Annotated in this window: 7 protein-coding genes; 4 read left to right on the forward strand and 3 right to left on the reverse strand. The window is 74.5% G+C overall.

Annotated elements, in window-relative coordinates; all coding sequences use genetic code 11:
- Positions 1 to 5: 5 nt before the first annotated feature.
- The 3 genes from V7E45_RS36530 to V7E45_RS36540 all read right to left on the reverse strand — a co-directional run bounded on the left by V7E45_RS36530 (position 6) and on the right by V7E45_RS36540 (position 3,001).
- Positions 6 to 1,103, reverse strand: coding sequence for a mechanosensitive ion channel family protein (locus V7E45_RS36530; RefSeq protein WP_333778581.1), 1,098 nt, complete (start codon positions 1,101 to 1,103; stop codon positions 6 to 8).
- A 190-nt stretch (positions 1,104 to 1,293) separates the two neighbouring features.
- On the reverse strand, positions 1,294 to 2,058 hold the full coding sequence (locus V7E45_RS36535; protein WP_333778582.1) for a crotonase/enoyl-CoA hydratase family protein: 765 nt from the start codon (positions 2,056 to 2,058) through the stop codon (positions 1,294 to 1,296).
- Positions 2,059 to 2,104: 46 nt separating this feature from the next.
- The gene (locus V7E45_RS36540) at positions 2,105 to 3,001 is read right to left on the reverse strand and encodes a lysylphosphatidylglycerol synthase transmembrane domain-containing protein (RefSeq protein ID WP_333778583.1); all 897 of its coding nucleotides are present in this window, start codon (positions 2,999 to 3,001) and stop codon (positions 2,105 to 2,107) included.
- A gap of 282 nt (positions 3,002 to 3,283) precedes the next feature.
- Between V7E45_RS36540 and V7E45_RS36545 the strand changes: the two genes are divergently transcribed.
- From V7E45_RS36545 to V7E45_RS36560, 4 genes are all read left to right on the forward strand, one after another.
- Positions 3,284 to 5,167, forward strand: coding sequence for an ABC transporter ATP-binding protein (locus V7E45_RS36545; RefSeq protein ID WP_443056333.1), 1,884 nt, complete (start codon positions 3,284 to 3,286; stop codon positions 5,165 to 5,167).
- A 246-nt stretch (positions 5,168 to 5,413) separates the two neighbouring features.
- Entirely contained in the window at positions 5,414 to 6,256 is an 843-nt protein-coding gene (locus V7E45_RS36550) for a hypothetical protein (protein WP_333778584.1), read from the forward strand.
- A 97-nt stretch (positions 6,257 to 6,353) separates the two neighbouring features.
- Complete coding sequence (locus V7E45_RS36555; RefSeq protein ID WP_333778585.1) at positions 6,354 to 6,893, forward strand: 2Fe-2S iron-sulfur cluster-binding protein; 540 nt, start codon at positions 6,354 to 6,356, stop codon at positions 6,891 to 6,893.
- Entirely contained in the window at positions 6,890 to 7,885 is a 996-nt protein-coding gene (locus V7E45_RS36560; protein ID WP_333778586.1) for an FAD binding domain-containing protein, read from the forward strand. Before V7E45_RS36555 ends, V7E45_RS36560 begins: the two co-directional genes overlap by 4 nt.
- Positions 7,886 to 7,962 lie beyond the last annotated feature (77 nt).

Here is a 7,962-nt window from a genome sequence, read left to right on the forward strand (position 1 = left end):
CCCCCCTACAGCAGGTCCTGCCCCCGTGACCCCTGTGGCAGCTCCTGCCCCGCGCGCTGTTGCGGTATCACCACCGACCCCTGCTGCAGGGCCACCGTCCTGGTCGGGGCCGGGATGCTGATGCCCTCCGCGCGGTAGCGGCGGTGGAGGCGCTTGATGAACTCGTGCTTGACGCGGTACTGGTCGCTGAACTCGCCGACGCCGAGGATCACCGTGAAGCCGATGCGGGAGTCGCCGAAGGTGTGGAAGCGGATGGCGGGTTCGTGGTCCGGGACCGCGCCGGTGATCTCGGTCATGGTCTCGGTGACCACCTCCGCCGTCACCCGCTCGACCTGGTCGAGGTCCGCGTCGTAGCTCACGCCCACCTGCACCAGCACCGTCAACTGCTGTTCAGGCTGGGTGAAGTTGGTCATGTTGGACTTGGCGAGCTGGCCGTTGGGGACCACCACCAGGTTGTTGGAGAGCTGCCGCACCGTCGTCTGGCGCCAGTTGATGTCCACCACGTAGCCCTCCTCGCCGCTGCTGAGCCGGATGTAGTCACCCGGCTGCACGGTCTTGGAGGCGAGGATGTGGATGCCCGCGAAGAGGTTGGCGAGGGTGTCCTGCAGGGCCAGCGCGACGGCGAGACCGCCGACGCCCAGGGCGGTGAGCAGGGGCGCGATGGAGACGCCGAGCGTCTGCAGCATCACCAGGAAGCCGATGGCGAGCACCAGGACCCGGGTGATGTTCACGAAGATGGTGGCCGAACCCGCCACGCCGGAGCGGGACTGGGTGACCGAGCGGACCAGACCCGCGATCACCCGGGCCGCCGAGACGGTCACCACGAGGATCAGCCACACCTGGAGGAACTGGTCGACGTGGTGCTGCACGGTCCGGGTCAGCGGCAGCGCCACCGCGGCCGCCGCCGCGCCGCCCGCGATCGCCGCCCAGGGGACCACGGAACGCAGCGCGTCCACGATGACGTCGTCACCGCTCCACTTGGTCCGCTTCGCGTGCTTGGCGAGCCAGCGCAGCAGGGTGCGGGAGAGGAAGGCGAGCACGAGACCGGCGCCCAGGGCGATGCCGGCGAGGACGAGGTCGTCCAGGGTCAGCGAGCGGTTCACCGGTCACCTCCGGGGCGCAAGACCGCTGCGGCCGTCCTGAAGTGAGTTGTCGTCACGTTGTCACCTGCTCGATGTCCGGAATGTGCGAACGCGCCGCCCCCGGCGTCACCGGCGAGCGGGCGAACGCTCATCCTGCCGTATCCGGCAGGGCGGTTCGCACCCGGACAGGGTGCACTCCGGACGATGTTCCTCACACGTCCGTGTAGGACCCGTGCCGTCCGGCGCCCCCGGCGAACCGTGCCGCCCCTTCGAAGCCCTCGGCCAACACGGCCATGCCGTGCCGGAGTTCGCCCCGCATCGCCGTCTCCTCGTCCAGCCCCTCCTGCTCCAGCACGGAGGCGCGGTCGCCGCGCAGGCAGGCCTGCGGGAACCGGGCGACGGCAGCCGCGAGTTCCTCGGCCGCGGCGCGGGCCCCGCCGGTGGGCACGAGGCGGTCGGCGAGGCCGATGGCGAGGGCCTCGCGGGCCGGGACCGGGCGGCCGGTCAGGATCATGTCCATCGCCCGGCCGGTGCCGATCAGCCGGGGCAGCCGTACCGTGCCCCCGTCGATCAGCGGCACGCCCCAGCGGCGGCAGTACACCCCGAACACGGCGTCCTCCTCGGCGACCCGCAGGTCGCACCACAGGGCCAGTTCGAGACCGCCCGCGACGGCGTGCCCGGCGACGGCGGCGATCACCGGCTTCGACAGCCGCATCCGGGTCGGCCCCATCGGTCCGTCGCCCTCCTCGGCGACCCGGTTGCCCCGATCGGTGCCCATCGCCTTCAGGTCGGCGCCCGCGCAGAACGTGCCGCCCTCGCCCCACAGCACCGCCGCCCGGGCCTGCTCGTCGCCCTCGAACTCCCGGAAGGCGGCCGCCAGTTCGGCCGCCGTCGGACCGTCCACGGCGTTGCGGACCTCCGGGCGGGACAGGACGACCGTGGTGACGTGCTCCTTGCGCTCCACGCGTACCGGCACGGCGGGCACTCCTTCTCGGGCTGCGGCTCGGAACGGCCACTGTGCCTCAGATGACCTTCAGCCGCACCAGCGCCCCCAGCGTCAGCGCCCCCGGCAGCAGCGGCAGCCACACGGTGATCACCCGGTAGGCCAGCACCACCGCCGTGGCCACCGCCGCCGGGCCGCCCACCGCGACCAGGGCCACGATCAGCGCCGCCTCGACCGAGCCGAGCCCGCCCGGCGTCGGCACCAGGGCCACGGCGGCGGTCGCCGCGAGATACGCGAGCGCCATGTGCGCCGGCGGCACCGGCAGCCGCAGCGCCTGCCCGACCGCGGCCAGACCGGCCGCCTGGAGCGCCGGGAAGGCCAGCGAACCGCCCCACAGGGCCAGGGCCCGGGCCGGCCGCGTGTGCACCGAGCGCGCCTCGCCGAGGGCGTCCCGCAGGAAACCGGCGACCGCCACGCGCAGCCGCCGTACCCGGCACAGCACCACCCCCGCCACGGCGGTCAGCGCGGCCGCGCCCAGCAGCAGCGGGGCGGCCGAACCGCCCGGCAGCAGGGCGCCGAGCCGCAGCGCGTCCGGGAAGACGGCCAGCAGCACGGCCAGCAGACCGAGCCGGCCCACGCTCTCCGCCAGCAGGTACAGCGCGAGCGCGGCCGAGGAGCGGGCGAGCGGCACCCCGCACACCGTCATGAAGCGCAGGTTGACCGCGCCCGCGCCCAGCCCGGTGGGCAGCAGGTGGTTGGCCGTTCCGGCCGCGAACTGGGTGGCCAGCAGCCGCCCCTTCGGCAGCGGCTGCACCACCGCGCCCTGCCGGGTGAACGCCGCCGCGACCCAGGTCAGGCAGGTCGCGCCGGCCGCCGCCAGCAGCCACGGCCAGGACGCCGTGCGCAGCTGGCCGAAGCCGTCGGCGAGCACCGAGCGGTGCCGTGCCGCGACCACGCCGACGAGCACGAGCGGCACCAGGCACAGCACCTGGCGGACCGGGACCCGCCGGGGTAGGCGTCCCCGGGGCGCGCGGGGACGTCGGAGGGCTGTCGCACCGGGATGGCGGAGGGTTGTCACACCCGGGAAGGTTCTCCGTGCCGCGTCAACGGCGGGTGGCGCGGGCGCGGACGGCGGCTTACGGACCGGCAGCGGGTCGGCGGGAGCCGCCGGGGCAGTCCGCGGCCGCGGGGCACCCGGCCGGACCGAAGCCGGGCGTCCCTTGACCTCAACGATGCTTGAGGTCCTACGTTCTCTCTCATGAGCATGGAGACCACCGCCTGGACGCAGCTGCACAGCGTGATGAACGCGCAGCAGGAGCGCCGCCCCTTCGCCCGCGCCACACTGCGCCGCATCGCCGCCTTCGCCCGCCCGCACCGCGCGGGCATCGTCCGCTTCGTGCTGCTCGGGGTGGTGACCGCGCTGCTCGCCGTGGCCACCCCGGTGCTCGCCGGCCGCGTCGTCGACGCGATCGTGGCGGGCCACGACTCCCGGACCGTGATCCGGCTCTCGCTGCTCATCGCGCTCGTCGCGCTCGCCGAGGCGGGGCTCGGCGTCCTCGGCCGGCGGCTGTCGTCGACGCTCGGGGAGGGGCTGATCCTGGATCTGCGCACGGCCGTGTTCGATCATGTGCAGCGCATGCCGGTCGCGTTCTTCACACGTACCCGTACGGGCGCGCTGGTCAGCCGGCTCAACAACGACGTGATCGGCGCCCAGCGGGCGTTCGCCAACACCCTCTCGGGTGTGGTGACCAACCTGGTGACCCTGCTGCTCACCCTCGCGGTGATGCTCACCCTGTCCTGGCAGATCACCCTGCTCGCGCTGGTGCTGCTGCCGGTGTTCGTGCTGCCCGCCCGACGCATGGGCAGCCGGATGGCCCGGATGCAGCGGGAGGCGGCCGCGCTGAACGCGGCCATGGGCACCCGGATGACCGAACGCTTCTCCGCGCCCGGCGCCACCCTGGTCAAGCTGTTCGGCCGCCCCGAGGAGGAGTCGGCCGAGTTCGCGGCCCGGGCCCGCAGGGTCCGTGACATCGGCGTGCGCACGGCGACCGCCCAGTCGGTGTTCATCACCTCCCTCACCCTGGTCTCGGCCCTCGCGCTGGCCCTCGTCTACGGCCTCGGCGGCTGGTTCGCGCTGCACGGCACCCTCCAGGCGGGCGCCGTCGTCTCCCTCGCCCTGCTGCTGACCCGGCTCTACGCCCCGCTCACCGCGCTCGCCGGGGCCCGGGTCGAGGTGATGAGCGCGCTGGTCAGCTTCGAGCGGGTCTTCGAGGTGCTCGACCTCAAGCCGCTCATCGAGGAGAAGCCGGACGCCGTGGCGGTCCCCGAGGGCCCCGTGGCCGTCGAGTTCGACGACGTCCGCTTCGCCTACCCGTCCGCCGACCAGGTCTCCCTCGCCTCCCTGGAGGAGGTCGCCGCCCTCGACAGCCGCGGCGGCGCCGAGGTCCTGCACGGCATCTCCTTCCGCGCCGAACCCGGCGAGACCGTCGCCCTCGTCGGCTCCTCCGGCGCCGGCAAGTCCACCATCGCCCAGCTCCTGCCGCGCCTGTACGACGCCGACGCCGGAGCCGTCCGCGTCGGCGGCGTCGACGTCCGCGACCTGACCGCCGTCTCGCTGCGCGCCACCATCGGCATGGTCACCCAGGACGGCCACCTTTTCCACGACACCGTCCGCGCCAACCTGCTGCTGGCCCGCCCGGCGGCCACCGACGAGGAGCTGTGGGACGCGCTCGGCCGCGCCCGCCTCGCCGAGGTCGTACGGTCCCTGCCCGACGGCCTGGACACCGTGGTCGGCGAGCGCGGCTACCGGCTCTCCGGCGGCGAACGCCAGCGCATGACCATCGCCCGGCTGCTGCTGGCGCGCCAGCGGGTGGTCATCCTCGACGAGGCCACCGCCCACCTGGACAACACCTCGGAGGCGGCGGTGCAGGAGGCGCTGACCGAGGCTCTGGAGGGCCGTACCGCCGTGGTGATCGCGCACCGCCTGTCCACCGTCCGGGCCGCCGACCGGATACTCGTCGTGGAGGCCGGCCGGATCGTGGAACGGGGCACGCACGAGGAACTCCTCGCGGCGGGCGGCCGGTACGCGGAGCTGCACCGGACGCAGTTCGCCGAGCGCAACGGCGAGGTGCCGGCGGTCTGACGCGCGGCCCGGCGGCCCGACGGCGGCCCGGGACAGCGGGGGTGGGCGGCGCGGGGCCGTGTCACCGTCTCGCTGGGCGGCACCGGCACCGTCCGCCACGTCGTCGACGACACGGGAGGACCCTCCAACTCGGCCACCGGCGTGGCGAATCCGGCCCGCTACCCCTGAGGCGTGACCGGCCGCGGGCGGGGAAACCGGGTCGGGTCGCACGCGCGAGCCGCGACCCGACCCGGGAGGAGCCCCACCGTGCCGAAGACGCAAGCCCTGAGCGCCGTCGCCGCGCTCGTCCTCGCCGCCGCACTCACCGGCTGCGGCGGCGAGGACGCTTCCGGACCGGCCGGGGACGCGCGGAGCGGACCCACGGCGGCACCGCCCGCCCGCGCCGTGCAGAACGCCTACCGCGCCACCCTGGCCGCCGGCACCGCCAGGATGACGGTCACCAGCAAGGTCGTCGCCGAAGGACAGGCGCTCACCGGGCACGGCAGCGGGGTCGCCGACCTCAAGGAGGGCGCCAGCCGGTTTGACCTGACGTCGCAGGGCACCACGATCGAGCAGCGGGTCGTCGACGGAGCCGTGTACCAGAAGCCGACCGGCGCCCGGCGCGGTGCCGTACCCGGCGGCAGGACCTGGATGAAGATCGACCTCGCCCGGCTGAGCCGCACCGGCCCGGCCGGGCGCAGCCGGCCCACCGACCCGATGGAACCCGTGCGCTACCTCAAGGACGCCGGCCGGGGCACCGTCACCCGCGTCGCCGACCAGACCCTCGACGGCACCCGCACCACCCACTACCGGGTGGCGGTTCCCGTGTCCGTACTCGCCCACGGCGACGCCGGACAGGAGCGGCGACTGCGGCAGCAGCTCGGGACGGACCGGCTGCCGGTCGACGTGTGGCTGGACGGGCGGGGCCGGCTGCGCCAGGAGCGCGTCCGGCTGACCCTGCACCCGCTGAAGCAGCTGACCCCGGGCCGCGAGAACACCGAGGTCACCAGCACGACCGAGGTGCGGCTCGCCGACTTCGGCACCGACGTGAAGGTCACCGCCCCGCCCGCCGGGGACACCGCGGACGTCACCGGCCGGATGACCGGGTGAGCGGGGACCGGCCAAGCGGGCTGAAACGTGTGAGGTGCGGCAGTCTGGATACGCGGTACTCCAGGCGTCCAGGCCCGTCCGGAAGGCCCTCACTGCCATGACCATCGAAAACCGGCCCGGCCCGCGCTCGGAGGTCACTCTCCGGGTCAACGGCAAACCCCACACCCTGCTCGTCGACCACCGGCGGGTCCTGCTGGACCTGCTCCGCGAGGACCTCGACCTCACGGGGTCCAAGAAGGGCTGCGACCACGGTCAGTGCGGTGCCTGCACCGTCCTGGTCGACGGGCGCCGCCTCAACAGCTGCCTGCTGCTCGCCGTCACCCTCGACGGCAGCGAGGTCACCACCGTCGAGGGCCTCGCCGGCGACGGCGAGCAGCCCCACCCGCTGCAGCGGGCCTTCCTCGACCGCGACGCCTTCCAGTGCGGCTACTGCACCCCGGGCCAGATCTGCTCCGCCGTCGGCATGCTCGCCGAGGCGGCGGCCGGCCACCCCTCGCACGTCACCGATCCCGCCGCCCCCTCCGGCCGGCCCGTGCCGCTCGACCGGGACGAGATCCGCGAGCGGCTCAGCGGCAACCTGTGCCGCTGCGGCGCCTACCCGCGCATCGTCGAGGCAGTGGAGGACGTGATCCGGTGAAGGACTTCGGATACCTCAGGCCCGGCAGTGTCGAGGAGGCCGTCGAGGCGTTCGCCGCCCACCCGGGCGCCCGCTACCTCGCCGGCGGCACCAACCTGGTCGACCTGATGAAGCTCGGGGTGGAGCGGCCCACCGTCCTCGTCGACGTCGGCCGGCTGCCCCTCGACACCGTCGAGGAACTGCCCGACGGAGCCCTGCGCGTCGGCGCCACCGTCCGCAACAGCGACCTCGCCGCCCATCCACTGGTCCGCGACCGCTACCCCGTGCTCTCCCAGGCACTCCTCGCGGGCGCCTCCGGACAGCTCCGCAACGCGGCCACGACCGGCGGCAACCTGCTCCAGCGCACCCGCTGCCCCTACTTCCAGGACCTGGACAAGCCCTGCAACAAACGCGAGCCGGGCAGCGGCTGCGGCGCCCGCGACGGCGTCCACCGCGACCACGCCGTCCTCGGCCACTCCCCGGACTGCATCGCGACCAACCCCTCCGACATGGCCGTGGCACTGACCGCCCTCGACGCCCGGATCGAGCTGTACGGCCCCGACGGGGGACGGACCATGCCGGTCGCCGACTTCCACCGGCTGCCCGGCGTGCACCCCGAGCGCGACACCGAGATCCGCCCCGGCGAGCTGATCACCGGGGTGCTGCTCCCGGCGGCCGCCGCCGGTGTGCCCTCCGCCTACCGCAAGGCCCGTGACCGGGCGTCGTACGCCTTCGCGCTGGCCTCCGTGGCCGTGGTGCTCCGGGTCGCCGACGGGGTCGTGGACCGGGTGGGGCTCGCCTTCGGCGGCCTCGCCCACAAACCCTGGCGGGCCCGGCACGCCGAGACGGCCCTGCTGGGCGCCGCGGCCACCCCGGCCGCCTTCGAGGGCGCCGTCGACCTCGAACTCGACCGCGCCGAACCCCTGCGCAACAACGCCTACAAGGTGCCCCTCGCGCACAACCTCGCCCTGGACGTCCTCAACCGCCTCGCCCCGGCACCCGCACCGGCCTGACCCCAGGCCCAGGCACCCGCACCGGCCTGACCCCAGGCCCCGGCATCCGCACCGGCCCGGCCCCCCGAGGCCCGGCC

Origin of the sequence: Streptomyces sp. IBSBF 3136 (assembly GCF_036815105.1) — a bacterium.
Taxonomy (GTDB): Bacteria; Actinomycetota; Actinomycetes; order Streptomycetales; family Streptomycetaceae; genus Streptomyces.